This window comes from Kribbella caucasensis, assembly GCF_004361855.1.
Taxonomy (GTDB): domain Bacteria; phylum Actinomycetota; class Actinomycetes; order Propionibacteriales; family Kribbellaceae; genus Kribbella; species Kribbella caucasensis.
This window is the reverse complement of record NZ_SNWQ01000036.1, coordinates 25292-51072: the sequence shown is the minus strand read 5'-3', so window position 1 is coordinate 51072 and position 25781 is coordinate 25292. Positions and strand designations below refer to the sequence as shown.

The window sequence follows — 25781 nt, the reverse complement described above, 5'->3', positions numbered from 1 at the left end:
GTCACTCAGGTGGGGGAGCGGTGGTGCGGCGGGGGACGAGGGTGGGGGAGAGTTTGATCTGGGCGGATGGGCGGTGCCGGTCGGCTATCCGGTCCAGGAGGAGGCGGGCGGTTTCGGCTCCGATGTGGCGGCCGGCCTGGTCGACGCTGGTGAGCGAGATCTGACCGAGCTGCGCGAACGTCGTGTTGTCGTACCCGGCGACGGAGATGTCGGCGGGAACCAAGAGGCCGGCCTCGGAGATCGCGTCGAGGACGCCCATCGCGACGATGTCGGCGCCGGCGAAGATGGCGGTCGGACGGCGGGAACGGGCGAGGAGTTGCCGAGCGCCGACGTACCCGCCTTCCTGGGTGTAGGTGGTGGAGACTATGTCGATCTCGCTGGCCAGCCCGTGGGCGTGCATCGCGCGCTGGTAGCCGTCGGCGCGGATCGCGTTGGGCATCTCCACCAGCCGGTCGGGGTCGGTCTCGGCGTGCTCGATGTGCGCGATCCGGCGGTGTCCGAGGCCGGCCAGATGGCCGACTACGAGGGCGGCGCCGGTGAGGTCGTCGTCGGACACCGTGTCATAGGCGGCCGAGTGCCCGTGCCTGCCGACGATCACGGTCGGGACCCGGTTGGCGAGGTGCTCGAGGCGGGAGCGTGACGAGATCGGCGCGATCAGGATCATGCCGTCCATACCGCGGTCGATCATCGCGTCGGTGACGTGGGACTCGGCCTGCTCGTCGTTGCAGCCACCTGGTCCCACCAGAACCTGGTACTCGGTGCCGCGGAGCGCCTCGGTGAGTCCGTCGAGGATCTCCGGAAAGAAGGGGTTACGGAGGTCGGGGAGCATCACACCGAGGGTGTACGTCTGACCGCGCATTGCCCGGGCCGCGGCGTTCGGCCGGTACCCCAACTCGCTGATCGCCTGCTGCACCTTGGCCCGCATCGCCGGGCTGGCCCCATACGCGTTGCGTAGCACCTTCGACACGGTGGTCGTCGACACCTGGGCGTGCTGTGCGACATCGACGATGGTGACGCGTCTGGGCAGCGCTGGCGGCTCCATCGAGTACCTCCGGTTTGGGGAACGTTACTCAGACTATAAGTGCCTGACATATTGACGTTACTTCGAACCTGCTCCTAGAGTCTGGACAACTTTTTGGGGAACGTTGCCCACATTCGATGAAACGTTTCATAAAGGCGGGTGCGTCAGTGACGATGATCGACCAACGTCCGGACCGGGCCGGGGTCGCTCCCGCTCGTCGCCGCGTGACGCCGCCGGGCGGCCGGCTTCACACGACACCGCCGTGGTGGTTCGCGGCGCCGGCGATGGTTCTGTTCGCCTTCGTCGTACTGCTGCCGAGCGCTCGCGGTGTGTACTACGCCTTCACCGACTGGGACGGCCTCAACCCGGTCTACTCCCTGGTCGGCCTGGACAACTTCACCGCCATGGTCCGCGACCCCGACGCGGTACAGGCGATCTGGCACACGCTGCTGATAGCGGTGGCGATCACGATCATCCAGAACGGGCTCGGCCTGGTGCTGGCGCTCGGGGTGAACAGCACCATCAAGTCCCGCAACGTACTTCGGGTGTTCCTGTTCGCTCCAGCGGTGGTCACGCCGATCGTGACCGCGTACCTGTGGCGAAACCTGCTCGGCCCCGACGGTGCGGTGAACAGCCTGCTCGGTGCGGTCGGGCTGGCCTCCTGGCAACAGGACTGGCTGGGCGACCCGGGACTGGCCCTCTGGTCGATCGTCGGTGTCATCGTGTGGCAGTTCGCCGGGTACTCGATGGTCATCTTCCTGGCCGGGCTGCAGTCGGTGCCGAAGGAGATCTACGAGGCCGCGGACATCGACGGGGCGGGGCCGGTACGGCGGTTCTGGTCGGTCATCCGGCCGCTGCTCGCGCCGGCGTTCACGATCAACCTGATGCTGTCGATCATCGGCGGGATCAAGCTCTTCGACCAGGTGTACGCGTTGACCGGCGGCGGTCCCGGGCACGCGACCGACACGTTGTCGACGCTGATCTACAAGGACGCCTTCACCTTGGGGGAGTTCGGGTACAGCATCGCGCTCGCCGTCGTACTCACGATCATCGTGGCGATCGCCTCGACCGGTCAGTACGTCGTACTGTCCCGCAACGAGAGGGCCGCGTCATGAGGCGCTACCGCGGACGCACGTTCGGGCTGGAACTGCTGATGATCGGCGTCGCCCTGGTGGTCGGCTTCCCTCTGTACGTCCTGGTGAACCTGGCCGTCCGCGCGCCGTCCGACACGTCCTCGCCGATCCGGCCGACCACTTCGCCCACGCTCGACAACTTCACCCAGGCATGGCAGCAGGGCGCGCTCGGCGGTGCACTACTCAACAGCGTCGTGGTCACGGCCGTCAGCGTCGTCATCGTGCTGGCCGTCTCGTCGTTCGCGGCGTATCCACTGGCCCGGGCCACGGCTCGCTGGTCACGCGGGTTGTTCCTGCTGATCATGCTCGGCCTGGTGCTGCCGTTCCAGCTCGCCGCATTGCCGCTCTATCAGACGATGCGCGACCTCGGCCTGCTCGGCACCCCGTGGGCACTGATCCTCTTCTACTCCGGACTTCAAGTGCCCTTCACCACGTTCCTGTACGTCGGCTTCCTGCGGGCGTTGCCGCGGGACTTCGAGGACGCGGCCCTCATCGACGGCTGTACGCCGACGCAGGGCTTCCGGTATGTCGTGTTCCCGATGCTGAAACCGATCACGGTGACCGCGCTGGTGCTCAACGCCGTCTCGGTGTGGAACGACTTCTTCACGCCGCTGCTGTACCTCAGTGGCAGCGCACAGCAGACCATGCCCGTCGCGATCGCCGGCTTCGTCGGCCAGTACGTCACCGATTGGAACCTCGTCTTCGCCGCTCTGGTGATCAGCATCGTGCCGATCCTCGCCGTCTACTTCGCATTGCAGCGCAGCATCATCAACGGCTTCGCCGGAGGCCTCAAGGGATGACACGTTCCGGACCTACCCGATCTCAACCCATCCACGTTGGAGACATCATGAGAACATCCAGACTGGCGGCCGCGGCGGCCATCCTGACGGCGGGCAGCCTGCTGGCCGCCTGCAGCGGTGGTACCAACGCCGGCAGCGGCACCACCGACACGCAGGTGCTGACCCTCGCCTCCGTCGACCAGGGGTCCATCGAGGACGTCATCGAGGCCTTCAAGAAAGCCAACCCCGGTGTCGACGTGCGCTTCACCACCAGCGGCGCCGACCAGTACCAGCAACAGATCCGCACCCAGCTGTCGTCCGGCACCGCTCCCGACGTGATGTCGGTATGGCCCGGCAACGGCAACCCCGGCGCCACCTACGTCCTCGCCCAGCCCGGTTACCTTCTCGACCTGTCCGACCAGGCCTGGGCCGCGAAGTTGCCACCCGCGATCAAGAGCGTCGCGCAGTACGAAGACAAGACCTACACCGCGATCTTCGGCCAGAACGGCATCGGTGCGGTCTACAACCAGGACGCCCTGGACAAGTCCGGGCTCACGCCACCCGGTACCTGGACCGAGCTGCTGTCCTTCTGCAAGGCCGCTGCCGCGAAGGGGACTCCAGCCTTTGCCCTGGGCAACCAAGACAACTGGGTGACGCAGATCGTCCTGTACGCCCTGGTGGCCACCACCGTCTTCGGCCCGGACCGGGAGTTCGCGTCGAAGATGGAGGCGGGCCAAGCCACGTTCGCCGATTCACCCTGGACCACGGCGATGGACAAGTACCTCCAGATGGAGAAGACCGGCTGCTTCCAGAAGAATCCGCTCGGCACCAGTTACGAGGCCAGCCAGACGCTCGCCGCGACCGGTAAGACGCTCGGCATCATCCAGGGCAACTGGGTCGTTGCGCTGCTCAAGGGGAAGAACCCGGCCGGCAAGTTCACCCTGAAGGCGCTGCCCGCCACCGACAACCCGAGCGAGTTCCTGATGCCCGCTGCGGCCGGCGCCGGATACGGGGTCAACGCCAAGGCGAAGAACAAGGACCTCGCGCTGAAGTTCGTCAACTTCGTGATGTCACCGGAGGGGATGAACCTGTTCGTCAAGAAACAGGGCGGCCTGCCGTCCCTCCCCGACACCGGCTACACCGCCGACCCGTCGCTGGCCGAACTGTCGACGTACATCACCGACAACAAGACCGTGCCCTTCATGGACCAGCTCTGGCCCAACCCCAAGGTGCAGCAAACGATGCTCAGCGGCCTCCAGGAGATCTTCAGCAACCAATCCACCCCCGACAAGGTCCTCAAAGCCATGGACACCGACTACAAAGCCGGCTCCTGACGCCGAAGGGCGCGAACCATGAGGTTGGCGCCCTTCGTCTGTTTCACCCCGTCGGTAGAGACGCTCAGGATGGCTATTGCTCCACCGGCGCGGCACGCGGGCATAGGATCGGCGGCATGGCGCTGCGACTTGTTCAGGTGAATTTCAAGGCTCGGGACGACTCAGCGCTCGGCCGGTTCTGGGCGGAGGCGCTCGGCTGGGGTGTTTCCAGCGAGGGACCCGGTGTGACCAACGTTGAACCCGTCGGCTTCGTGTGGCCGGACCCCGTCGCCGTCTGCGTCGATGTCGTCGCTGTCCCGGACCCCGAAACGGTGAAGTACCGCGTGCACCTCGATCTCGCCACCACCTCTGCGGCTCATCAGGCGGAGTTGGTCGCGCGTCTGATGGAGCTCGGTGCGACGCCCGCCGATGTGGGCCAGGGCGACGTCCCGTGGACGGTCCTGGCCGACCCGGAGGGCAACGTGTTCTGCGTGCTGGAGCCCCGGGAGAACTACCGGGACACCGGGCCGATCGCCGCGGTGGTGGTCGACTGCGCGGATCCGCGGGCCATGGCGCGGTTCTGGGGCGAGGCGATGGACTGGAGTTTGCACGAGGTGACCGACGATCATGCAGTCCTGCGTTCGGCCAAGGGTGTCGGGCCGTATCTGGAGTTCCTTCGCAGGCCCGGCACGCCGACCGTGTGGAACCGTGTCCATCTCGACCTGCTGCCATACCCCGGTGACGATCAAGCGGCGGAGGTGGCTCGGTTGCGGGCTCTCGGCGCCACCGACATCGACGTCGGCCAGGGCGACGTGCCGTGGACGGTCCTCGCCGACCCGGAGGGCAACGAGTTCTGCGTCCTTACCCCCCGCTGACGCGGAACCTCTTCATCTGCGGGTCGTACAACGGCGAAAAGCATGACAGCCGGGTCCGCGAAAGCCTGAGACCCGATATGTCGGCTCTACGTCCGCACCGCGAATCGGACGTTCACAGATGCGGGCGCAAGAGGAGTTCTCCGGCAAGTTGGATGGCTTCGCGTTTGGTGTGCCCGGGGTGGTCCGCGACGATGAAGTGGCGGCCGATCGCGAGCGCGAAGGCCAGGGTGCTGCGTGCCTCGATCTCGTCGGGGTCGGTGATGAAGGTGCTGAACATCTTCCGCAGGAACTCCATGCGCTCGTTGTCGATACGTCGCAGGCGCGTCGCGACGGATTGGTCGTGGTGGGCCCAGGCCCGGACCGCGAGATCGATCCTGTGAAGGTCTTCTGAGAAGGTCAGTTGACCGGCCCGCCGGATCCGCTCGGCGCCGTCGCCACCTTCGGCGTCGACCTGGGCGATGACCTCTTTGGTACAGCGGCGTTCCCACTCGTCGAGCATCTCGGTGAGCAACGCGGGACGGCCGTCGAAGTACCCATAGAACCCGCCCTTCGTCACGCCGAGTTCGGCGGCGAGCGTCTCGACGCGGACCGCGTCGGGTCCTCCCTGGGCGAGGGCTTCGAGGCCCGCCTCGATCCAGCGAGTTCGTGGTGTGCGGGCGACAGCGGGAATCTGGCCACCTCCATTGATCGCGTTGATTTTGTACGCTACCGTACAAACGAACTGTACGGCGCCGTATAAACGAGAGGTCGGACCGTGCTACGACTCGCAGAGACCACGTACACCGAGCAGCCGTGGCGCATCCACGAACTCACGAGTGACTTCTCGGTCGAGGATGTGTGGTCGTTCCGCACTCCGGGAGCCGGGCCTGACGACTTCCCGACGATGCTCGCGGCGATGCGAGCCGCCGGCGGACCTGGGCAGCTGTCGCGGCTGGTGAGGTTCTTGTTCGCCGTTCGGTGGAAGCTCGGCGCACTCCTCGGCTGGGACAAACCATCAGCGGGCGTCGGTGGGCGGGTTGCCTCGCTCCGCGACCGCCTGCCCGGCGACCTCCGCGACGCTCCCTGCGGCCCGGACAACGAGAGCATGCCCCTGAAAGCGATCTACGAGCTCGACCGGGAGGCCGCTCGCGAGCTGGCGAACAAGACCGTGCACACCGTGATGCATCTTGGCTGGGTTCAAGGAGCGAACGGTGACCATGAGCTGCGGATGGCCGTTCTCGTCAAGCCCAACGGACGGTTCGGTCGGCTGTACATGGTCGCCATCAAGCCTTTCAGATACGTCTTCGTCTACCCCGCCCTGACCCGGCAATGGGAACGAGCCTGGCGCGACCGCAACCCTGCGGAGGCGGACTACGAAGATGGGAGGTCACGATGAACTCCGGAAAGCGACTGCTCCGCTGGGCGAGCGGGATCATGATCGTGCTGGGAACAGGGCACTTGTCCTTGCTGGCGCTCGTCGCCCGGGGGGACGTCGCCGGCTGGGTGGATCGGGGGATGTGGGCAGCCGTCCCGCTCGTGCTTACGGGCGGGGGCGCCGATCAGACGGTGGAGTCCCTGCAGAATGACGTCACCTTCTGGGCCGGTCCGGGCAGCTTCGGCGTGCCCCTGATTCTCTTGGGTTGCCTGACATGGCACCTTGCTGGACGAGGGGTGGCGGTGCCCGCCGGGATCGGCTGGGGCCTCGCGACTTGGTGTGTGTTAGGCGGCGTCCTTCTTGTGCCGTCCCCGTTCTTCGCCGGGACAGTCTCCGGGGCGCTCATCATCTGGGCTGCGCGGAGCGAAGATCGGTCGGAAGCAGCCCGAGACCGCGAGATAGACCTGGCGTGATTCGCGCACACCGGCGGCGGTGGGGGCAATCGATGTTGCATATGACCTGGAGTCATACGGAGTTCCAACTGGGAGGCATTGTGTCCGGACTCGATCGATGGTTGCCGAGGTCGATGACGATCCTCGGAGCGGTGCACCTCGTGTACGGCGTCGTGGAGTCGCCCGGAGTGATCCGGGACATGCTGGCAGACGGTCTGGTCAGCACTGCCGACAACGCAGAGCGCGGCTATGTCGTGTGGTTCATGGTCAGCGGCGTCGCCCTGCTGGCGGTCGCTTGGATGGCCCGCTGGGCGGCGCGCACCGTGGGGCGGATGCCCGCCGCGTTGGGCTGGTGGCTGGTCGTCATCGGTGCGCTGATTGTGATCACCGAGCCCGTCTCGGGCGGCTGGCTGGTGATGCTCCTCGGCGCGCTGACGGTGGTCGCTGCGAGGCGTGCCATCCGTGCCGTTCCTCAGCCGGCCAACGTCTGAGCCAGCCGGCTGTCGCACGCCGTCGTGGGCGCGGTACTTCGCCTTGGCTCAGTGGCTGACCGCTCTGCCCTTGTCGTCGGTCTTCTCGATCCGGGTGCAGCACGCGCACAGCTTTCGAAGGTTCACCATGACCGGACAGCGGTGTCTGGCCGTCGAAGGGGTGCGCGATGGCGCGGCTCGCGTCCAGGACAGGGTGGCGCTGATGCGCCTTGCCGCCACTGCCGACCTGCGCCGCACCGAACCGGTCCAGTTGTGGGAGCCTCTCGTCGGCCGATGACGTGATCAGGCGAGCGCTCGGCAGCGACGCGAGCGGGGACGCTGACCAGACTCTGGCGCCGCTCAGTTGGGGCATGGAGGTGCCAGCGTGTCGGCGTCTCGGATGGTGCGTTGGAGCGTGGTGGTGAGGGATCGGGTGGGTCGGTGAGGTGCTTTCCATCCGGGAAGCAAGGCACGGTTATCGCCAGACCCTGCTTGGGTACGACGACCGCAGTACCGGCATCACCTCTGTGACGAACGTCTCCACCGATCCGCGGTTCTCGTCGTCGGGGAGGCCGGCCACCTCGAGTGAGATGCCGGACAGCTCGTGGCCAAAGGCGTCCTGGTAGCGGCCGAACTTGTCGATGACCTGCTCCGGCGACCCGACCAGCACCGACCCACCCTCCAGGAACTCCTCCAGCGTGGTGAACGGCAACTGGTTGTGCCGAGCGCCCGGTGAGTCCATGAACGCGTTGAAGATCGGCCGGTACCCCTCCACCGCCTCCTGCGAGGTCTCCTTCACGTAGAGCCCGTTGAACCCCGCCCCGACCACAGCGTCGGCCGGATCACGCCCGTACGCCTCCCACTGCTCCCGGTAGTGCCGGATCAGCCGGGCGTACTTCTCCAACGGATGGAACCCGTTCGCCGAGAACAATGGGTCACCCCAGCGGGCCGCAAGCTCGGTGGACTCGGTCGACGACGCCGAGCCGTGCCACAGCGGGATGCCATCGGCCCGATAAGGCCGGGGCCGAGTCGTCGCCTCCACCAACGCAGGACGGTAGGAGCCCGACCAGGTGACAGCCGTCTCTCGCAGCAACCGCCGCAGGAGCTCGTACTTCTCCCGGTTTCGGTCCCACTGCCCTTCCAGGGAGTACCCGAACAGCGCGTTCTGGTCCGGGTCGTTCCCCTTCCCGATGATGATGTCGAGCCGCCCACCCGACAGTTGGTCCAGCGTCGCATAGTCCTCTGCCACCCGCACCGGGTCCAGCAGCGACAGCACGGTCACCGTCGTCAGCAGCCGGATCGTCGACGTGACCGCCGCGATGTAGGACAGCACCACCGGCGGGGACGACGAAATGAACCGCTGTGCGTGCCGCTCCCCGACGCCGTACGCGTCGAACCCGAGCTCCTCCGCCCATTGCGCCTGCTGCACGACATGCTGGAACCGCTGGTACGGCGTCAGTTGTACTCCGCTGATCGGGTCCGGGGAGTTGTCGATCAGCGTGTACGTGCAGAACTTCACCGGACCTTCTTCTCGCCGGCTGTGAGGGGGAGGGCGAGGCGGTTGCCGGGGACTGGGGCCGGGCAGGTGCCGTACGGCGTGAAGGCGAACGGCAGGTTGATGGTGCGGTTGAAGTCGATCACCACCGAGTGGTCCTTCTCGACGACCCCTGTAGTCACGGTGCGCCAGGGAGCGGTCTCCTCCCCGTTGGTCTCGTCGTGGAACGACAGTGTGAGCCGCCCACCGCCGGCAGCCGTCGCCACCAGCTCGTACGCCGACCCGCCCAGCGCCACGTGGACAGTGCCGACCGCAGTGACGTGCTGACGTAGGTCATCGCGTGCTGTGGCGACCTCCACCCGCTCCGGCTCCGGGTACGGCGTGTAGTACGCCTTCACCACCCAGTCCGGGTTCAGTGGGTACGTCGGTATACCGCTGAACCCACGCCGGGTCGACGCACGTGGGTCTCGCTGGCGAACGGCGTACCGTCCTCCTCGCAGCACGAGCTCCGCGAGACGGTCGCCGTAGAGCAGCCAACTCAGTGAGCCCGCCTCGGCCACACTCGCCGACGTCTCGCCCTGCACCGGTTCACCGCCGAGGGTCAGCTCGCCGTCCGCCTTCACGTACGCCCGCTCGTCGTCGGCCCACCACTTGCCCGGCAGACCGCGGATCGGACCAGGTGCCGAGGGCAACCAGTCGAACCCGACGATGCTGAGCCAGCCGTAGGCGGTGTCGAGGTCCTGTTCGCGGGCGGCGTGCCAGGTCTGCCAGTCCTGCTCGAGATCGCTGACAACGGTCATGACGCCAGGTCCTTTCGGGTGGTCTGCTCGCGGTGTGCCACTTCGGAGCGGACCAATGGGATGACGTAGCGGCCGAAGTCGATCGCGTCGTCGTAGATGTCGTAGCCGCGGGCGGAGAAGATCCGGATCCCGAGGTCGTAGTAGTCGAGGAGCGCGGCCGCCACCGTGTCCGGCGTACCGACCAGCGCGGTGGAGTTGCCGCCGCCACCGGTGAGCCCGGTCGGCGCGGTCCAGAGCGCCCGGTCGTGCCGCTCACCGGCCTCGACCGCCTTCAGCAACCGCTGTGAGCCGGCGTTCTCCGGCGTCTTCGACCGCAGGCGCGTGTTCAGCGGGACGCCGCCGGCCTGCACGGTCTTGATCCGGCCCAGGATGCTCTCGGCCTTTTCCCAGGCCAGTTCCTCGGTCGGCGCGATGATCGGCCGGAAGGCGATCTGGATCGTCGGACGGTCCGCGCGGCCTGCCTTGGTGGACTCGGTGTCGATTGTCGACAACTGGTCCCGGGTGCCGGCAAGCGGCTCACCCCAGAGCGCGAAGATGTCCGCTTCGGCCGCGCCCACCGCGTACGCCGCGGCCGACGAACCACCGAACGAGATCTGCGGCCGTGGCTGCTGCAGCGGCTTGATGTCGGCGACGAACTGCTCGAACCGGTAGTGGGCGCCCTGAAAGTCGAAGCGCTCGTTCGAAGTCCAGGCCTGTTTGAGGATCTGGATGAACTCGCGCGTCCGCCCGTACCGGTTGTCCTTGGTCAGATAGTCGCCCTCGGCGGCCTGGTCCGTGGTCGAGCCGCCGGTGATCACGTGCACCTCGAACCGCCCGCCGCTGATGTGGTCGAGCGTCGCGAAAGTCTTCGCGGTCAGCGTCGGGTAGGCGACGTTCGGCCGGTGCGCGACCACCAGGTTGATCCGTTCGGTCCGGCCCGCGACGTACGCCGCAACCTGGGCCGGATCCGGCGACCCCGAGTGGTAGGCGAACAGGATCCGGTCCCACCCGTTGTCCTCGTGGGCGCGGGCGAGCTTGGCCGTGTACTCCAGGTCCAGCGGGCCACCGCTTCGCGGTGTGACCTCGCTGGCCGGGTTGGTCCCGGCGATCCCCAGGAACTCAACTGGCATGACGTTCTTCCTTCCGTACGGTGGGTGCGAGAAGCTTCAGCAGGTGCCTGGCGACGGCGTCGTTCTGCTGGAACCCGGCGCCGTTGAAATGCGGCCGGGAGAACCCCGACGACCCGGCCGAGCCGGACACCGACGGCCCGAGCAGGAACAGTGAAGGGTGGACGGTGCCGTCGGCCCGGATCGCGCGGCACTGCGAGTCGGCCTTGAGCTGACCGCCGCCGAGACTCGTGCCGTCCGCAGCGAACAACTCGTCGGCCGCCAGTACGCCGGACGCCAGCAATCCGCGCAGCAACGGGTCGGTCGCGGCCAGTACGTCGGGACGCGGCAACCGGGCCTCGACGAACGCACGAGCCCGGATCTCCGCGGCCACACCGGAGCTCCGGGCAACGAACTGATCGTTGTCAATAGCAACGTCAAGGTCAGGCCCGGCGAACCGGACGATCCCGGCCCGATGCAACGCGAGCAGCTCCTCCAGCCGGCGCGGCGGTGGTCCACTCGCCACGAACGAGAAGAACCCGTGCCACTCGGTCTCCACATGCCGGACCCGATCCTCGTCCGACAACCGCCCCTCGGTGATCGCCACCGACAACACGCTGTAAATGCTCAGCAGGGCGTTGAAAACGGCAAGATCGGCCGAGTACGACGCATCCACGCGCCGCAGCAGATCCGTCTCGATCACCCCGGCCAGGACCTGCTCGAATCGCTCCCGATCCGCGAAGAACCGCCCGCTCAGCGGCCGATCCACCTCGGCCCGCACGAATCGATCCGCAGGATCCGGTACGGCGTCCTCCACCGCGGCCTCGAACTCCCTCGGCGACCACCTGTCGAGGACGGCGGCGAATCGCGGCCACGACCACCTGGTTCGTTCCGGATGCGCAGTGAAGAGCTGCTGATAGTGGGCGAACGTCAGTTCCTTGTCGATCAACGGACTCAACTGGGACTGGAAGTCGAGCACTCCGTCGCCGAGCGCATCCAATGCCGCCTTGGTCAGATAGCGGGTCGGCACCGGCTTCGTCCCGGCCACGGTGTAGCCGAGTTTGGCGTGATACGGAACGCCGCGCCGCGAACCGACGTACAGGATCGGCTCGTTGCCGGATGGGCGGTAGCTGAGCAGGCCGTCGCACTCGTCGTACCAGCCGCCGCGGCCCTCGGTGAGCAGCACCATCAGGTCGATGAACGCCTGGCCGAACCCGCGGATGATGACGTTCTCGCCAGGTCGTAGGTCGCTCAGGTCGACGTCGGCGGTGTAGCCCGGTGGGATGTACGTCAATCCGGCTTCGGACGCGCGGGTGGCCCAGGCGGCTTCGGAGGCCGTCGGCAACCGGTCGAGGTAGCCGAGGGCAAGGACCACGATGTCGGCTGCGATCTCCTTGCCCGACGCAAGAATCACGCGATGGTCGGGCGTCAGCTCGACCGCACGCTCTAGGTGGGTGGTGACGGTCGCGGGGAGGTCGCGGACGACCCGATCCCAGACCCAGGCGAGGTACTCGGCCTGCAGCAGTCGCGGCGGGAAGTCCATCGGACCTGCCGGTTCCAGACCGGCGCGTTCCAGGATCACCGCCCCCTCGCCGGCCACCCAGGTGGCGAGGTCCGGGCCGGGGACGATCGGCCCTTCGCACTTGACCGACTCGTCGGTGAAGATCGTGACGTCGGACGTCATCGAGTTCATCCAGAGCAGCCGCGACTGGTCCCGTCGCCAGATCCGGCCACCGCCCGCCGGATACGGATCCACCACGTGGATGTGCACCGCACGACCGCCGAGCAACTCGTCGGCACTCGCCGCAAACCGTTCGAGCAGCCCGACCGTGCGCGGTCCACCACCGACGAACACGATGGTCGCTGGAGGTTCAGCCCAGGAGCGCCGCAGATCAGCCACAGTCATGCCGACAGCCCGAGATGCGAGCGCAACGTCGTACCGGCGTACTCGGAGCGGAACACGCCACGCTCACGCAGGAGCGGTACGACGCGGTCGACGAAATCGTCCAAGCCACCAGGAGTCAGGTGCGGGACGAGTACGAAGCCGTCCGCTGCGTCCTCCTGCACATGCCGGTTGAGCGCTTCGGCGATCGTCGACGGGGAGCCGATGAAGGTCTGGCGGTTCTGCTGGTTGATCACGGTCTCGCGCAACGACCAGCCATGAGCCGCCGCCTGCGCTCGCCACTCCGCCACGACCGGCGCCGGGTCGTTGTAACCGACCCGCCCCTGGGTCACGGATGACCCGACGACCGGATCTCCGGACGGCAGCGGACCATCCGGGTCGTACGCCGAGAGGTCTCGACCCCAGAGGAGTTCAGCCAGCACGAGTGCCGTCGGGCCGGACACCTGCTGCTCGCGGATGTGTTGCGCCTTCTCGACCGCCTCCGCGTCGGTGTCGGCGACGACGACCGTGACCGCGGGCATGATCTTCAGCGACTCCTCGCTCCGCCCGTACCGGGCCAGCCGCGACTTCACGTCCTTGTAGAAGGTCTGCCCGGCTTCGAACGTACCGTGCCGGCTGAAGATCACGTCTGCACTCGAGGCTGCGAACTCACGGCCCTGATCGCTGTCGCCGGCCTGGATGACGACCGGACGACCCTGCGGCGAAGGCGGCAACCCGAACCGGCCGCGGATGTCGAAGTGGGCGCCCTCGTCCGCGAAAGCCCCAGCGCCCTCGCGGGCGAAGACACCGGTCGCCTGGGCCAGGACCAGATCGTCCTCGGTCCAGGAATCCCACAACTTCCGCACGATCCGGAGCGACTCCTGCGCGCGGACATACCGATCCGCCTTGTCCAGATAGCCGCCGCGGCGGAAGTTCTCGCCGGTGAACGCGTCCCACGACGTCACCACGTTCCAGGCCGCGCGTCCGCCGGACAGGTGGTCGAGGGTGGCGAGCCGCTTGGCCAACTCGTACGGCTCGTTGAACGTCGAGTTCACCGTCGCCGCCAGGCCGAGCTGCCGGGTGACCGCGGCCAGCGCACTCAGCACCGTCAGGGACTCTGGCCGACCGACCACGTCGAGGTCGTGGATCTTCCCCTTCACCTCCCGCAGCCGCAGCCCTTCGGCCAGAAAGAAGAAGTCGAACGTCCCGCGCTCAGCCGTCTCGGCCAGATGCTTGAACGACGCGAAGTCGATCTGCGAGCCGGACTCCGGGTCGGACCACACGGTGGTGTTGTTCACTCCCGGAAAGTGCGCCGCGAGATGAATCTGCTTGGTCATTGCTCGCTCTCCGCATACCTGTTCGCCGGCCGCCGTAGCCCGAGCCGGTTCCGCAACGTCCCCGGCCGCCCCACCGGCCCGATCAATTTCCTTGCCCGCAGCAACGGAACCAGCCGGTCGGCAATCACCGGTACGTCGACCTCCAGCGAAGCCGGCCGCAAGTGCACCCCATCCACCCCCGCCTCGGCCCACTCCCCGATCAGGTCAGCCAGCCGCTCAACCCCACCGATGTGGTCAAGGCGGATCGCGCCGTCAGCCCGCAGAGCCGCAGCCGCCGGATCCTCGTCAAGCAACACCCCCACGGACACCAAGATGCGTGGAGATGCTGGGCCCGCTTGACCGCCTCGCGGTCTCCCGCCTTCCTGCTCCTCAGCCGCGGCTCGGATCGCGGCTACCCGCTCACCCAGCTCCGCGACCCCCGGCAGCAGCACCAGGTCGGCTTCGGCGGCCGCTTCCAGCGCCTCCGGCACATTCAGGCGTACGGCGGTGATCGGATGGCCCTGGGGTGGACGCGGGACGATCGATGGGCCCTTGATGATGAAGGTGGGGCTTTCGAAGTCGACGTAGTGGATGCGGTCGCGGTCGATGAAGCGGCCGGTGGAGGAGTCTCGGATGATCGCGTCGTCTTCCCAGGAGTCCCACAGGTGTCTGCTGACGTCGACGACGTACCGGGCCTCTCGCCAGGTGTCGGCGGCAGGGGCCGGTTCGCGGCGGCCGATCACCGCGGCCGCCTCGGCGGATGACGATACGTCCGCGACCCAGCCGCCGCGGCCGGATGAGACGTAGTCGAGGGTGGCAACTGAGGCCTGCACGTGGAACGGTTCGGTGTGCGTGACGGTGATCGTCGGCAGCAGTCCGATCCGGTCGGTCGCCGGTGCGATCCGGGCCGCCAGACCGAGCGCGTCCAGGCGCACGCTCACTCGATCGGCGACGTCTGCCGGCGCTTCCAGCGCGTCGGCGAAGGTCGCGAGGTCGACTCCGGCCGCCTCGGCGCGTTGGGCCGCACGCAGGGCGAGTTCACCGGTGAGGATCGCGGCCGGGTCCACCTCCGACCCACGCCATGCGGCCGGATGCCCGCCGGCCCCGTCGATCTCGATCGCCGTGATCAGCCGCCGGCTCATGATGCCACCTTCAAAGCAACAGACAGGTCTTTCGTGAACGGCAGTGGGCCGATCGTCTCCGGGTCGGCCGATCTGTCGAACTGCGGCTCGAACCCGACCGCCAGATACAGCCCGGCCGCCTCCGGTTGCCGCGGCCCGGTGGTCAGATAGAGCTTGCGGTAGCCGAGCTCGATCGCGGCCGCCTCCAACTCCGCGAGGACCCGACGACCCAGTCCCTGTCGACGGTGCAGCTGCGAGGTCCACATCCGCTTCACCTCGGCGGTCTGGTCGTCGTACCGGCGAATGGCGCCGCCGGCAACGGTTTGGCCGCCGTGCCGGAGCAGGACGAAGGCACCACCGCGCTCGGGGTGGAAGTCGGACGGCGGGACCTCGGTGAGCTGGGTGTTCTCATTGGTCCGGCCGTACCGAGTGCTGTACTCGACGACCAGATCGGCAAGCAGCGGCGCCGCCTCGGGATCGTCCGGGCGAACTCGTACCGCCTCGATCCCGGCGAGCTGGACCGGCACACTCTCGACCGGCTGGCTGCTGCCCTCGACGGTGGCGAGGAACGCCTCGGTCACCTGGTAGAGCGGCACGGACGCAGCCGGGTCAAGCAATAGCCCACCCCCGTCGTACAGACGAACGTGGGACGACAGGACGAACCAGCCCTGCCCGATCGCCCCGGCACCGAGACTGGTGAGCACCGGCCGGAGCGCATAGTCGATCACCAGCACGTGCGCCGGCGTACCACCCGTTGCCAACGGCAACACCGCCTTGCCTTTCAGCGCGTACTGCGGCAACAGGTCGAGGAACACCTTGAGAAGCCCTGAGTACGCCGCCTTGTAGACAGGCGTGGTCACCACGACGGCGTCGGCGGCCTCCAGAACCTTGACAGCCAAAGCGATATCGCGATCGTCAGTGCGCCCACGCAGCAATGGCTCGGCAGGAAGGTCACGCAGGACGATCGGGGTGACGGTGTGACCGTGGCTGAGCAGTCGCTTGGTCACATACTCGAGGACTGCGTCAGTGCGGGATATCTCGGACGGGCTGCTGGAGATGGTTGCGATGGTCGCCATGCGTTCTCCTACTTCTGCTTGTCCTTCGGAAGGCCGGGCGGGTTGATCAGGGACTTCGGCACTGCCTCCGCGTCCAGGCCCCACTTCTTCAGGACCTTCGCGTAGCTGCCGTCCGCGATCGCCGCGTTCAGTGCGTCCGCGAGCGGCTTGACCAGGCCGTTGTCCTTCTTGGTGGTGATCCCGACCAGGCCCTGGACCGGGTAGCTGGACGAGACCGTGCCGACGATCTCGGTCTTGCCCTGGGTCGCCACGTGGTACGAGACGTTCGGGTTCGGGCCGAGGTAGAGATCGATCCGGCCGGACTCCAGCGCGAGGTACGTGTCCGAGGCCTGCTGGTAGTACTTCAGGCTCGCGGGCTTGCGGCCGGCGGCAGCGTTCTGCTTGTTCCAGTCGAGCAGGATCGCCTCCTGCAACGTGCCGGAACCGACCGCGATCGTCTTGCCGGAGATGTCCGCCGGACCGTTGAGCTTCAGGCCGGAGCCCAACTTCCCCTCGAACGCGTGCAGGCCGAGCCGGTAGGTGGCGAAGTCGTACTTCTCCTTGCGCAGTTCGGACACCCCGATGTTGGAGATGCCGACCTGGTACTTGCCGGAGTCGAGGCCGAGGAACAGGTTCTCCCAGCTGGTGGTCTGGATCTCCGCCTTGAGGCCGAGCACACTCGCGACCAGGTGGGCGATGTCGATCTCGACCCCGATCGGTGTCTTGTTGTCGTCCGCGGTGAACCCGAGTGGCGGCAACCCGCCACCGGCCGAACCGTTGCCGACGACAAGCGTTCCGCTCTCCCGTACGGCGGCCGGTAACTCGGCCGCGATGCGGTCAACCTTGGCCGACGTGATGTGCTGCTGATTGGCCGACGTATCGAATGCGACCGCCGAGGTATCCGGGCCCGCACTGGTCTGTGGATCCGTGCAGGAAGCCACAGAGAACAGCAGGGCCGCACCGATCATCCAAAGTCTTTTCATCGTGGTTCCTCAGCTCGTCAGGGGAAGGCCGGGTGGGTTGACCTCGGACTTGTCGACCGCCTCGCTCGACACGTTCCAGCGCTCCAGCACCTTGGCGTAGGTGGCGAAGTCGTACTTCTGCTTGCGCTTCTCGGTCACCGTGATGTTCGAGAACCCGGCGTCGTACTTGGCCGAGTCCAGGCCGATGAACAGGTTCTCCCAGCTGGTCACCTGGATGTCGGCCTTCAGCCCGAGCGCCCCGGCGACCAGGTAGGCGATGTCGACCTCCAGGCCGATCGGCGTCTTGTTGTCATCGGCAAGGAATCCGAGCGGGACGTTGCCACTGCCGAAGCCGGCGCCGACGATCAGCGTGCCGCGCTCGCGGACCTTGGCCGGCAGCAGCGCCGCGGCGGCCTCGTTCTTCGTCGTCGTGACGCGGTTCTGCTCGGCCGAGGTGTTGATACCGGTGTCGGCGGCGACTTGCGTGGGCTCGGCGCCGCAACCGCTGAGGAGCAGGAGAGCAGCGGCAGCGATCAGGAGTCGTTTCATCAGTCAGAGAACCTTGGAGATGAAGGCGCGGGTGCGCTCGTGGACGGGGTTGTCGAGTACCTCGCGAGGAGGACCGGACTCGACGATCCGGCCGCCGTCGATGAACACCACCGTGTCGGCGATCTCCCGGGCGAAGCCGATCTCGTGGGTGACGACGACCATGGTGGCGCCGTCGCGGGCGAGCTCCTTGATCACGTCGAGGACCTCGCCGACCAGCTCGGGATCGAGTGCGCTGGTGGGTTCGTCGAACAGCAGGACCTTGGGCCGCAGCGCCAGCGCGCGAGCGATCGCGACGCGTTGCTGCTGCCCACCGGACAGCTGGCGTGGGTACGCGTCGGCCTTGTCGCCGACCCCGACCCGGTCGAGGAGCTCGCGGGCCAGCGGCTCGACCTCACCGCGCTTGCGGCGTTGGGCGGAGACCGGTGCCTCGACCACGTTCTGCAGGACGGTGAGGTGACCGAACAGGTTGAAGTTCTGGAACACGAACCCGACCTGTGAGCGCTGCCGCAGGATCTCCCGTTCGCGCAGCTCGTGCAGCTTGTTCCCGCGCCGCCGGTAGCCCATCAGCTCACCGTCGATCCGGATCAGCCCGCGATCCACCTTCTCGAGATGGTTGATCGACCGCAGCAAGGTGGACTTCCCCGAGCCGGACGGTCCGAGGATCACCGTGACCGTCCCGGCCCGCACCTCAAGATCCACACCCTTGAGTACGTCGAGCTCCCCGAAGCTCTTGTGCACACCCCTGACGTCGATCATCGGGCCGCTCTCCAGGTACGGCGTACCCGCTGCCATGGAGTGGGCGGCAGCTCACGCGCCGTACCGCGGGCGAAATGGCGCTCGACGTAGAACTGAGCAACGGACAGCAGTGTGGTCAGGACGATGTACCAGACCGTCGCGACCATCAGCAGCGGGACGACCCGGCTGTTGCGGCCGTAGATCACCTGGACCTGGTAGAAGAGCTCCGGGATCGCCATCACCGAGACGATCGAAGTGCCCTTGAACAGGCTGATCACCTCGTTCGCGCCGTTCGGCAGGATCGAGCGCATCGCCTGCGGGAGCACGATCCGGAAGAACTGCCGCAGCCTCGGGATCCCCAGTGCGGCGGCGGCCTCCAGTTGGCCCTGGTCGACCGAGATGATGCCGCCGCGGATGATCTCGGCGGCGTACGCGGCCTGGTGCAGCGCCAGCCCGAGCACCGCCGCACCGAGCGCGCCGAACAGGTTGTTGGTGCTGAACTGCACGAACTCCGGGCCGAACGGGATGCCCAGGCTCAGCTCCTGGTACAGGTAGGCGATGTTGAACCAGAACAGCAACTGCACGATCAGCGGGATCGAGCGAAACGCCCAGATGTAGCCCCAGGCGACTACCTGCAGGAACGGGCTGGTCGACAACCGCATCGTCGCGATCACCGCACCGAGCGTGAATCCGAGCACCGTCCCGTACACGGTCAGCTGGATGGTCACCCAGAGCGCGGAGAAGATCGTCCGGGTGGTGACGAACTGTAAGAACGTCGGCCAGTCCCAGCCGGGGTTGGTGGCCAGGCCGTGCACGAACATCGCGAGCAGCACGAGTACGACGGCGACGCCGGCCCACCGCCACGGATGCCGCCGCCCGACCACCGGCAGATCGGCATCGTCCGGTACGGCGGTTTGCGGCGGGTCGGCGGCATGCGGTGCGGAGGTGAGCGAGGTGGTCGACACGGGTTCTCCCTGGCGGTGGGCAGGCTTCGCGGGCGCTCGTACGACGCGGATGCGGGCACGGCGCGGCAGACGTCCGGTGGCCGGACGCCGTCGTACGGAAGGTGCTGTCGGGTCAGCGCAGACAGAGAGCGCTGGAGACGCGCAGGAGGTCGATGTGGAGGCGGTAGTACGGCAACTCGCGTGTCATCCGCGTCCTCCTCGGTCGCTCCTGAATCGATCGGTGAATCCAGTATGGGTCGACTTTGAAAGTTCAGTAACTTGGTCGACAAACCTCTCAATATATGGACGGCCTATACAGGTCCCGCGAGGCGGGAAGCCTGCACGCCCAAGGCTGGTCTCGCCCGCTGAGATGTCGGTGGGAATGTCTATTGGTTCAGTAGACTTTGGGTAGCGACCCCGTCCGTACCCGGCGGGGTCACACCACGAGCAGGATCGCGCTCCGGCCTTTGTTGCCATCGGCCCCGTTCACCAGGCGGGACCGCGGGCGCCGGGGCGCGGTCCTGCCTTGTGCAGGGCGTCAGCTGGCCGGGATGTCGAGATTCAGGTGTCGAACGTGCGGCGGTGGTCGGCGACCTGGTCGAGCGTGTCCTCGGCCCATTTCGTGAGTTCGGTGAGTGGTTCCAGCATCGAGTGGCCGAGGGGCGTGAGGGCGTACTCGACCCGGGGCGGGACCTCGGCGTACGCGGTCCGGCTGACGAGGCCGTCGCGCTGCAGCGATCGCAGTGTCTGGGTGAGCATCCGGTGGGAGATGCCGGGCAGGTCCTTCATCAGCTCGGTGAATCGGTGTGGACCGTCGGTGAGTCGAGCGATCGTCGCCAGCGACCAGGTGTCACCGACCCGGCGGAGCACCTCTTTCGTGTACTGCCGGGACGCATCGGTGGTGCACAGGCCGGTCGCGTCGTCTCGTTCCATTTCTTCCCTCCGCGTGCCTGACGCACTGAATAGTGCGTGTGCCGAAGCCGGTATGGAAGGCGTTCCGCGCTGGTTGGCATCTGTCGACGGTCCGCTCGGGATCGATCATGACAGAAGGTGGAAAGGCCATGACGAACATCGCGATCATCGTCGGGAGCACCCGTCCGGGGCGGCACGGGGAGGCAGTGGCGAGGTGGGTTCTGGAGCATGCGTCGACGCGGAGCGACGCCAAGTTCGAGCTGGTGGATCTGCTCGACCACCCGCTGCCGCACCTGGACGAGCCGCTGCCGGCGTCGGCCGGTCAGTACGCCGGTGAGCACACCAGGCGCTGGTCGGAGACGATCGACCGGTTCGACGGGTACGTGTTCGTGACGCCGGAGTACAACCACTCCACGCCGGGTGCGCTGAAGAACGCGATCGACTATCTCTACCGCGAGTGGAACAACAAGGCGGCCGGCTTCGTCGGGTATGGCGTCGTCGGCGCGGCGCGGGCGGTCGAGCACCTGCGGCTGATCGCGGCGGAGCTGCAGTTGGCGACCGTCCGCGGGCAGGTGGCGTTGTCGTTCTACACCGACTTCGAGAACTTCACCACCCTCCGCCCGGAGCCGCGGCAGGTCGATGCACTCGGGGAGCTTCTCGACCAGGTCGTTGCCTGGTCCAACGCTCTCGCGGTCGTCCGGCAGGGCTGATCACTATGTGAGCATTGTCTACTCGGGTGGTCGACATAAGGCTCAATGGTTCTTCGGACCTCAATGAGAGCGAGAGATGCCATGGACCCCGATGTCGCCTACCGCTTGCGCTATGGAACCAGTACGTCGTTCGCGCCGCCGGCAGCGTGGAACGACGTACTGGCGCAGCAACTCGGTCACCGGTCGGTGCGGGCGTATCGGCCGGATCCGGTGCCGGACGACACCTTGACCGCGTTGATCGCGGCGGCGCAGTCGGCTCCTACGTCGGGCAATCTGCAGTTGTGGAGCGTGGTGGCAGTGCGCTATGAGGCGCGCCGTACGCGGTTGGCGAAGCTGGCCGGCGAACAGGAGTTCATCGCACAGGCGCCGCTGTTCCTGATCTGGCTGGCCGACCTGGCCAGGGCACGGCACATCACCACCGAGCTCGGAGCCGCAACCGCCGAGGCCGCCGACTTCGTCGAGGCGGCGCTGCTGGCGTTCGTGGACGTGTCGCTGGCGGCGCAAAATGCCGCGCTGGCTGCCGAATCGCTCGGTCTCGGCACGGTCTTCGTCGGTGCGATTCGCAACCGCCCACTCGATGTCGTCGACGAGTTCGGCCTCCCGCCGAACGTGTTCCCGGTCTTCGGCCTGACCGTTGGCCACCCTGACCGCTTCGACGCGACGGCTGTCAAGCCACGCCTCACCCGCTTCGGCACGACGGCCGGCCTGAAGGGTCGCGAACATCTCCGCGCGGCTCTCCGGTCACGTGGCTTCGAGTTGCGCTGACGTCCGAGGCGTGGACGGCGGTCTGCACAGCTGCCATCTTTCCTACTATGTCTACTGAAGAACTAGACATTGAGGAATCATGATGACCGACTCGTTGACCTCGATCGAGCAGGCAGGTGGGCCCCGGCGGAGGTGGCCGTGGGTGGCTGGAGGCGTTGCCGTGGTGTTGATCGCCACGCTCGGCGTGGTGTGGGCGGTGGCGTCCGGCGGTGGTGACGTGGCGTCCGCGCAGGGGGATGGAAAGCCTGTCGCGGGCGGCACGCTGGAGTTCGCGTTGCTCGCCTATCAGCGCAGTCCGGATCCGCAGTGGGGCACCAACTATGCCGAGTCGATCATCGGCAACAACATCACCGACAAACTCACCTGGCAGGACCCGAAGACCGGCGAGATCACGCCGTGGCTGGCGGAGTCCTGGTCGTACAACAAGGAGCTGACCGAGTTCACCTTCCACCTGCGTCACGACGTGACCTTCAGCGACGGCACGCCGTTCAACGCGGCGGCGGTGAAGGCCAACTTCGACCAGTACGTGCACGGCGATCCCAAGCTCGGCATCGTCGCCAGCGGTGCGTCGCTGTTCAACGGGTACGTCGGCACCGCGACGCCGGACGAGTTCACTGCCGTCGTGCGCTTCGCCAAGCCGAACGCCAGTTTCCTGCAGGCGTCGTCGTTCACCGCGAACGCCCAGCCGGGATTCCTGGCGTTGTCCACCTTGAAGAAGAGCGCGGACGAGCGGACGAACCCGAAGAACGTGATCGGCACCGGCCCGTTCGTGTACGAGTCGTGGCAGGAGCAGGTCAAGACGGTGCTGGTGAAGCGCAAGGACTACAACTGGTCGCCGCCGGCGCTCCATCACCAGGGCCCGGCGTACCTCGACAAGGTCGTCTTCAACACGATCCCCGAGGCCAGCGTGCGGACCGGGTCGCTCAAGTCGGGCACCATCGATGCGACGCTCGATGTCGGCACGACCGACGAGGAGCCGTTGAAGGCCGCCGGCTTCACGATCATCTCCCGCCAGGTGTCCGGTACGGCGATCCGTTGGGACTTCAACACCTCGCTGTTCCCGACCAACGATCCCACGGTCCGCAAGGCGATCCAGCGCGGCTGGAACCGTGAGTCCATCGAGAAGACCGTGCTGACGAAGTCCTACTCGATCGCCGGGTCGATCCTCGCCGACTCGGTCCCCGGGTTCGTGGACTACAGCGGTACGGCGCTCAAGTACGACCCGGACGAGGCGAAGCGGCTCCTGGACGCGGACGGCTGGGTGCCGGGTCCGGACGGCGTGCGGGTGAAGAACGGGCAGCGCCTGGTCGTGAAGCTTGTCGGTATCAACAACCTGGTCGCCAACAAGCCGGCGTACGAGTCGATCCAGCAGGACCTGCGCAAGATCGGCATCGACGTTCAGTTGACTGTGCTTCCGCTTGCGGACTGGGCCGCCGAGCAGGCGAAGGCGAAGACCAAGTGGAACGTCAAGGCCGCGAACCGGTCTCGCAACGACCCCGGCGTACTGCGGCTTGCGTACAGCCCGCAGGCGGACGACGGCTCGTACCTGCCGCAGAACTTCCCCGGGTACGCGGAGATCGTGTCGACCCTCGACAAGCTCGACTCGACCCTCGACCCCGCGGAACGCAAGACCTACGCGAAGCAGGCGCAAGACCTGATCGTCGACAAGTACGCGCTCGCGAACCCGGTGTACAACCCGTCGCAGGTGATCGCGCACGCGCCGTACGTCCATGGCATCGTCTTCGACGCGCAGTCGCGGAACCATTTCGTGGACGCCTGGAAGATCAAATGATCCGCTACGTGGCGGTCAAGGTCGGGCGGGCGTTGTTCGTGGTGTGGGCCGCGTTCACGGTGACTTTCGTGCTGCTGTTCGTGTTCCCCGCCAACCCGGTCGACCTGCTCTTCGATCCGGCGGAGATCAACAGCATTCCGCCGGAGGTCCGTGAGCAGGTCGCTCATAGCTACGGCTTCGACCGGCCGGTCGTGGTGCAGTACCTCGACCGGTTGGGGCACGCGGTGCGTGGGGACTTCGGTACGTCGGTGCAGTCCGGGCGTGCCGTGGACGCGGCGATCTTCGACTCGTTGCCGAGCACGCTGATCCTCGCGACGGGTGCACTGCTGCTGGCTCTGCTGTTCGCCTTCGTGATCGCGGTCGTCGCGACCACGACCCGCCGGCGCTGGCTCCGGGAGGCCGTCGAGTCGTTGCCTTCGGCATCGGTGTCGGTTCCGGTGTTCCTGCTCGGGGTGATCTTCCTGCAGGTGTTCTCGTTCCGGTTGGGGTGGTTCCCGTCATTCGGGAACTCCGGCGTGAAGAGTCTCGTTCTGCCGATCGTCACCTTGGCGATCCCGGTCTCCGGACCGATCACGCAGCTGCTGGTGCGGAGTTTCGCGAGCGAGTTCCGCGCCGGCTACGTGACCACCAGCCGGGCGAAGGGCGCCCCGCGTGGTGCGATCGTCGACGGAGTCAGCGTGACGGTCGCGCCCGGTGAATTCGTCTCGCTGGTGGGCGAGTCGGGCTGCGGCAAGTCGACGCTGATTCAGGCCGCACTCGGCCTGTTGCCGGAGTCCGCGCGGATCCGCGGTGGCACGATCGCGTACTCCGGCGTCGACGTCACGAACTGGTCCGACAAGCGGATGACGCGGGTCCGCGGCAACTACGTCGGGTTCGTTCCCCAGGATCCCGGGACCGCGCTGAACCCGACGAAGAAGATCGGCCGGCAGGTGGTCGAGGCCGTCCGGTTCAACAACCCGGGCCGCGGCGACGCCGACCGCCACCGCGACGAAGCGCTGGACTACCTGCGCACCGCGGGGCTGAAGGACGTGGAGAGGCTGTTCGAGCAGTACCCGCACGAGCTCAGCGGTGGCATGAAACAGCGTGCGTTGATCGCTATCGCGCTGGCCGGCAAGCCCAAGCTGATCCTGGCCGACGAGCCCACCAGCGGCCTCGATGTCACCGTGCAGCGGGTGATTCTCGACCACCTGAGCGAGCTCGGCCGCAGCCTCGGACTCGGCGTCCTGCTGGTCACGCACGATCTCGGCGTGGCCCTCGATCGGTCCGATCGCATCCTGGTGATGCGCGAGGGCGAGATCGTCGAGGAGGGCGCGGCTCAAGAGCTGGTCGACCGGCCGTTGCGGAGCGAGTACGCACGCCGGCTGCTGGCGGCCGCGCATGGCCCGGGCCGCCTGACGCCACACAAGTGGGCCGCGGCAACGGTCGTTCCGCGTGTGGCGATCGAGGCTCACGACCTGCGCAAGCACTACACCGTCCGGGCCGGCGGCGGGGTGCACGTCGTACGCGCGCTGGATGGCGTCAGCATCGCCGTCCGGACCGGGAAGACGCACGCGGTCGTGGGGGAATCCGGCGCGGGAAAGTCCACGCTGGCGAGCATCCTGGCGGGCTTCGTCTCCCCGGACACGGGTGTGGTGAACGTCGGTGACGACGAGCTGACCGGGCTCAGCCACGGCCGCCTGCGCGAGCTTCGCCGACGGCTGCAGTTCGTGTTCCAGAATCCGTTCACTTCGCTGGATCCGCGGTTCACCGTCAGCCGGATCGTTGCCGAGCCTCTCCGTGCCTTCCGGTACCCCGGCGGGAAGTCGGCTTTCCGTGCCCGGGTGCGTGAACTGCTCCAGGCGGTCTCCCTGGACGACGAGTACCTGGATCGGTTGCCGGAGCAACTGTCCGGCGGACAGCGGCAACGTGTCGCGATCGCCCGGGCGCTCGCGTTGAACCCGGAGATCCTCGTCCTCGACGAGGCGGTCAGCGCGCTGGACGTGTCCGTACAGGCGCAGATCCTACAGCTCCTGGTCGACCTGCAAGCGGAGTTTGGCCTCAGCTATGTCTTCGTGACCCACGACCTCGGAGTCGTCCAGCAGATCGCGGATGACGTGACGGTGATGAAGGACGGCGTGGTGGTCGAGTCCGGTCCGGCCGACCAGGTACTGCGATCGCCGGCGCACGCGTACACCCGCGTGCTCCTGGACGCGATCCCCGGAGAACGCCGGTACGACGTCCCGGCCGAGCAATCCGCGTGATGGTTGTCGACGGCAACGGGT

The 25781-nt window shown here is 67.1% G+C and carries 27 protein-coding genes; 12 read left to right on the top strand and 15 right to left on the bottom strand.

The annotated features are described in order from the left end of the window. Position 1: 1 nt before the first annotated feature. Positions 2–1042: a LacI family DNA-binding transcriptional regulator gene (locus tag EV643_RS40650; RefSeq protein WP_133805572.1), complete on the bottom strand. Its 1041-nt coding sequence runs from the start codon at positions 1040–1042 to the stop codon at positions 2–4. Positions 1043–1158: 116 nt separating this feature from the next. Here EV643_RS40650 and EV643_RS40645 point away from each other — a divergent pair, with 116 nt between their 5' ends. From EV643_RS40645 to EV643_RS46245, 4 genes are all read left to right on the top strand, one after another. Beyond that, entirely contained in the window at positions 1159–2136 is a 978-nt protein-coding gene (locus EV643_RS40645; protein WP_202869993.1) for a carbohydrate ABC transporter permease, read from the top strand. Continuing rightward, positions 2133–2954, top strand: coding sequence for a carbohydrate ABC transporter permease (locus EV643_RS40640; protein WP_133805571.1), 822 nt, complete (start codon positions 2133–2135; stop codon positions 2952–2954). The genes EV643_RS40645 and EV643_RS40640 overlap by 4 nt, the downstream gene beginning before the upstream one ends. A gap of 47 nt (positions 2955–3001) precedes the next feature. Next, complete coding sequence (locus EV643_RS40635; RefSeq protein WP_133805570.1) at positions 3002–4267, top strand: ABC transporter substrate-binding protein; 1266 nt, start codon at positions 3002–3004, stop codon at positions 4265–4267. A 116-nt stretch (positions 4268–4383) separates the two neighbouring features. Next, positions 4384–5121 carry a VOC family protein gene (locus tag EV643_RS46245; RefSeq protein WP_133805569.1) on the top strand — a complete coding sequence of 246 codons (738 nt, stop codon included), beginning with the start codon at positions 4384–4386 and terminating at the stop codon, positions 5119–5121. Between the two features lie 112 nt (positions 5122–5233). On the opposite strand, the gene EV643_RS40625 is transcribed toward EV643_RS46245, so the two are convergent. After that, the gene (locus tag EV643_RS40625) at positions 5234–5755 is read right to left on the bottom strand and encodes a TetR/AcrR family transcriptional regulator (protein WP_255513091.1); all 522 of its coding nucleotides are present in this window, start codon (positions 5753–5755) and stop codon (positions 5234–5236) included. A 120-nt stretch (positions 5756–5875) separates the two neighbouring features. Between EV643_RS40625 and EV643_RS40620 the strand changes: the two genes are divergently transcribed. From EV643_RS40620 to EV643_RS44510, 4 genes are all read left to right on the top strand, one after another. Further along, positions 5876–6496: a DUF2867 domain-containing protein gene (locus EV643_RS40620; RefSeq protein WP_133805567.1), complete on the top strand. Its 621-nt coding sequence runs from the start codon at positions 5876–5878 to the stop codon at positions 6494–6496. Further along, positions 6493–6948, top strand: coding sequence for a hypothetical protein (locus tag EV643_RS40615; protein WP_133805566.1), 456 nt, complete (start codon positions 6493–6495; stop codon positions 6946–6948). Before EV643_RS40620 ends, EV643_RS40615 begins: the two co-directional genes overlap by 4 nt. A gap of 32 nt (positions 6949–6980) precedes the next feature. Next, positions 6981–7418, top strand: coding sequence for a DUF6463 family protein (locus EV643_RS40610; RefSeq protein WP_370452433.1), 438 nt, complete (start codon positions 6981–6983; stop codon positions 7416–7418). Positions 7419–7545: 127 nt separating this feature from the next. After that, positions 7546–7695: a hypothetical protein gene (locus EV643_RS44510; RefSeq protein ID WP_166665762.1), complete on the top strand. Its 150-nt coding sequence runs from the start codon at positions 7546–7548 to the stop codon at positions 7693–7695. Between the two features lie 177 nt (positions 7696–7872). Here the strand turns inward: EV643_RS44510 and EV643_RS40605 are convergent, their stop codons facing one another. The 13 genes from EV643_RS40605 to EV643_RS40550 form a co-directional block, all read right to left on the bottom strand. Continuing rightward, positions 7873–8916, bottom strand: coding sequence for an LLM class flavin-dependent oxidoreductase (locus EV643_RS40605; RefSeq protein ID WP_133805564.1), 1044 nt, complete (start codon positions 8914–8916; stop codon positions 7873–7875). Then, positions 8913–9692, bottom strand: a complete 780-nt coding sequence (locus EV643_RS40600; RefSeq protein WP_133805563.1) for a DUF1684 domain-containing protein — start codon at positions 9690–9692, stop codon at positions 8913–8915. The genes EV643_RS40605 and EV643_RS40600 overlap by 4 nt, the downstream gene beginning before the upstream one ends. Further along, positions 9689–10801, bottom strand: a complete 1113-nt coding sequence (locus EV643_RS40595) for an LLM class flavin-dependent oxidoreductase (RefSeq protein ID WP_133805562.1) — start codon at positions 10799–10801, stop codon at positions 9689–9691. The genes EV643_RS40600 and EV643_RS40595 overlap by 4 nt, the downstream gene beginning before the upstream one ends. After that, positions 10791–12683: an FAD/NAD(P)-binding protein gene (locus tag EV643_RS40590; RefSeq protein ID WP_133805561.1), complete on the bottom strand. Its 1893-nt coding sequence runs from the start codon at positions 12681–12683 to the stop codon at positions 10791–10793. The genes EV643_RS40595 and EV643_RS40590 overlap by 11 nt, the downstream gene beginning before the upstream one ends. Then, complete coding sequence (locus EV643_RS40585; protein WP_133805560.1) at positions 12680–13996, bottom strand: NtaA/DmoA family FMN-dependent monooxygenase; 1317 nt, start codon at positions 13994–13996, stop codon at positions 12680–12682. The genes EV643_RS40590 and EV643_RS40585 overlap by 4 nt, the downstream gene beginning before the upstream one ends. After that, the gene (locus tag EV643_RS40580; RefSeq protein WP_133805559.1) at positions 13993–15117 is read right to left on the bottom strand and encodes an LLM class flavin-dependent oxidoreductase; all 1125 of its coding nucleotides are present in this window, start codon (positions 15115–15117) and stop codon (positions 13993–13995) included. The genes EV643_RS40585 and EV643_RS40580 overlap by 4 nt, the downstream gene beginning before the upstream one ends. Then, the gene (gene ssuE / locus EV643_RS40575) at positions 15114–16172 is read right to left on the bottom strand and encodes an NADPH-dependent FMN reductase (RefSeq protein ID WP_133805558.1); all 1059 of its coding nucleotides are present in this window, start codon (positions 16170–16172) and stop codon (positions 15114–15116) included. The genes EV643_RS40580 and ssuE overlap by 4 nt, the downstream gene beginning before the upstream one ends. Before the next feature lie 8 nt (positions 16173–16180). Further along, on the bottom strand, positions 16181–17134 hold the full coding sequence (locus tag EV643_RS40570) for an ABC transporter substrate-binding protein (protein ID WP_133805557.1): 954 nt from the start codon (positions 17132–17134) through the stop codon (positions 16181–16183). 9 nt (positions 17135–17143) lie between these two features. Next, positions 17144–17662: a transporter substrate-binding domain-containing protein gene (locus EV643_RS40565; RefSeq protein WP_133805556.1), complete on the bottom strand. Its 519-nt coding sequence runs from the start codon at positions 17660–17662 to the stop codon at positions 17144–17146. A gap of 3 nt (positions 17663–17665) precedes the next feature. Beyond that, positions 17666–18418, bottom strand: a complete 753-nt coding sequence (locus tag EV643_RS40560) for an amino acid ABC transporter ATP-binding protein (protein ID WP_133805555.1) — start codon at positions 18416–18418, stop codon at positions 17666–17668. Continuing rightward, complete coding sequence (locus tag EV643_RS40555; RefSeq protein WP_133805554.1) at positions 18415–19362, bottom strand: amino acid ABC transporter permease; 948 nt, start codon at positions 19360–19362, stop codon at positions 18415–18417. The genes EV643_RS40560 and EV643_RS40555 overlap by 4 nt, the downstream gene beginning before the upstream one ends. A gap of 112 nt (positions 19363–19474) precedes the next feature. After that, complete coding sequence (locus EV643_RS47135) at positions 19475–19549, bottom strand: putative leader peptide (protein WP_370452436.1); 75 nt, start codon at positions 19547–19549, stop codon at positions 19475–19477. 353 nt (positions 19550–19902) lie between these two features. Further along, complete coding sequence (locus EV643_RS40550) at positions 19903–20274, bottom strand: winged helix-turn-helix transcriptional regulator (RefSeq protein WP_133805553.1); 372 nt, start codon at positions 20272–20274, stop codon at positions 19903–19905. A gap of 128 nt (positions 20275–20402) precedes the next feature. On the opposite strand from EV643_RS40550, the gene EV643_RS40545 reads away from it, so the two are divergent. The 4 genes from EV643_RS40545 to EV643_RS40530 all read left to right on the top strand — a co-directional run bounded on the left by EV643_RS40545 (position 20403) and on the right by EV643_RS40530 (position 25760). Next, positions 20403–20963, top strand: coding sequence for an NADPH-dependent FMN reductase (locus EV643_RS40545; protein ID WP_133805552.1), 561 nt, complete (start codon positions 20403–20405; stop codon positions 20961–20963). Between the two features lie 81 nt (positions 20964–21044). Then, entirely contained in the window at positions 21045–21728 is a 684-nt protein-coding gene (locus EV643_RS40540) for a nitroreductase family protein (RefSeq protein WP_133805551.1), read from the top strand. Between the two features lie 82 nt (positions 21729–21810). Next, a complete protein-coding gene (locus tag EV643_RS40535) occupies positions 21811–23520 on the top strand; it encodes an ABC transporter substrate-binding protein (RefSeq protein ID WP_133805550.1) in 1710 nt (569 codons plus the stop codon). After that, complete coding sequence (locus EV643_RS40530) at positions 23517–25760, top strand: dipeptide ABC transporter ATP-binding protein (RefSeq protein WP_133805549.1); 2244 nt, start codon at positions 23517–23519, stop codon at positions 25758–25760. Before EV643_RS40535 ends, EV643_RS40530 begins: the two co-directional genes overlap by 4 nt. Positions 25761–25781: the final 21 nt, after the last annotated feature.

Excerpts from the sequence above, each read along its gene's own strand:
- EV643_RS40650 (WP_133805572.1), bottom strand. The coding sequence starts at position 1,042 with ATGGAGCCGCCAGCGCTGCCCAGACGCGTCACCATCGTCGATGTCGCA.
- EV643_RS40645 (WP_202869993.1), top strand. The coding sequence starts at position 1,159 with ATGAAACGTTTCATAAAGGCGGGTGCGTCAGTGACGATGATCGACCAA.
- EV643_RS40640 (WP_133805571.1), top strand. The coding sequence starts at position 2,133 with ATGAGGCGCTACCGCGGACGCACGTTCGGGCTGGAACTGCTGATGATC.
- EV643_RS40635 (WP_133805570.1), top strand. The coding sequence starts at position 3,002 with ATGAGAACATCCAGACTGGCGGCCGCGGCGGCCATCCTGACGGCGGGC.
- EV643_RS46245 (WP_133805569.1), top strand. The coding sequence starts at position 4,384 with ATGGCGCTGCGACTTGTTCAGGTGAATTTCAAGGCTCGGGACGACTCA.
- EV643_RS40615 (WP_133805566.1), top strand. The coding sequence starts at position 6,493 with ATGAACTCCGGAAAGCGACTGCTCCGCTGGGCGAGCGGGATCATGATC.
- EV643_RS40610 (WP_370452433.1), top strand. The coding sequence starts at position 6,981 with ATGTTGCATATGACCTGGAGTCATACGGAGTTCCAACTGGGAGGCATT.
- EV643_RS44510 (WP_166665762.1), top strand. The coding sequence starts at position 7,546 with ATGACCGGACAGCGGTGTCTGGCCGTCGAAGGGGTGCGCGATGGCGCG.
- EV643_RS40600 (WP_133805563.1), bottom strand. The coding sequence starts at position 9,692 with ATGACCGTTGTCAGCGATCTCGAGCAGGACTGGCAGACCTGGCACGCC.
- EV643_RS40595 (WP_133805562.1), bottom strand. The coding sequence starts at position 10,801 with ATGCCAGTTGAGTTCCTGGGGATCGCCGGGACCAACCCGGCCAGCGAG.
- EV643_RS40590 (WP_133805561.1), bottom strand. The coding sequence starts at position 12,683 with ATGACTGTGGCTGATCTGCGGCGCTCCTGGGCTGAACCTCCAGCGACC.
- EV643_RS40585 (WP_133805560.1), bottom strand. The coding sequence starts at position 13,996 with ATGACCAAGCAGATTCATCTCGCGGCGCACTTTCCGGGAGTGAACAAC.
- EV643_RS40580 (WP_133805559.1), bottom strand. The coding sequence starts at position 15,117 with ATGAGCCGGCGGCTGATCACGGCGATCGAGATCGACGGGGCCGGCGGG.
- ssuE (WP_133805558.1), bottom strand. The coding sequence starts at position 16,172 with ATGGCGACCATCGCAACCATCTCCAGCAGCCCGTCCGAGATATCCCGC.
- EV643_RS40570 (WP_133805557.1), bottom strand. The coding sequence starts at position 17,134 with ATGAAAAGACTTTGGATGATCGGTGCGGCCCTGCTGTTCTCTGTGGCT.
- EV643_RS40565 (WP_133805556.1), bottom strand. The coding sequence starts at position 17,662 with ATGAAACGACTCCTGATCGCTGCCGCTGCTCTCCTGCTCCTCAGCGGT.
- EV643_RS40560 (WP_133805555.1), bottom strand. The coding sequence starts at position 18,418 with ATGATCGACGTCAGGGGTGTGCACAAGAGCTTCGGGGAGCTCGACGTA.
- EV643_RS40550 (WP_133805553.1), bottom strand. The coding sequence starts at position 20,274 with ATGGAACGAGACGACGCGACCGGCCTGTGCACCACCGATGCGTCCCGG.
- EV643_RS40545 (WP_133805552.1), top strand. The coding sequence starts at position 20,403 with ATGACGAACATCGCGATCATCGTCGGGAGCACCCGTCCGGGGCGGCAC.
- EV643_RS40540 (WP_133805551.1), top strand. The coding sequence starts at position 21,045 with ATGGACCCCGATGTCGCCTACCGCTTGCGCTATGGAACCAGTACGTCG.
- EV643_RS40535 (WP_133805550.1), top strand. The coding sequence starts at position 21,811 with ATGACCGACTCGTTGACCTCGATCGAGCAGGCAGGTGGGCCCCGGCGG.
- EV643_RS40530 (WP_133805549.1), top strand. The coding sequence starts at position 23,517 with ATGATCCGCTACGTGGCGGTCAAGGTCGGGCGGGCGTTGTTCGTGGTG.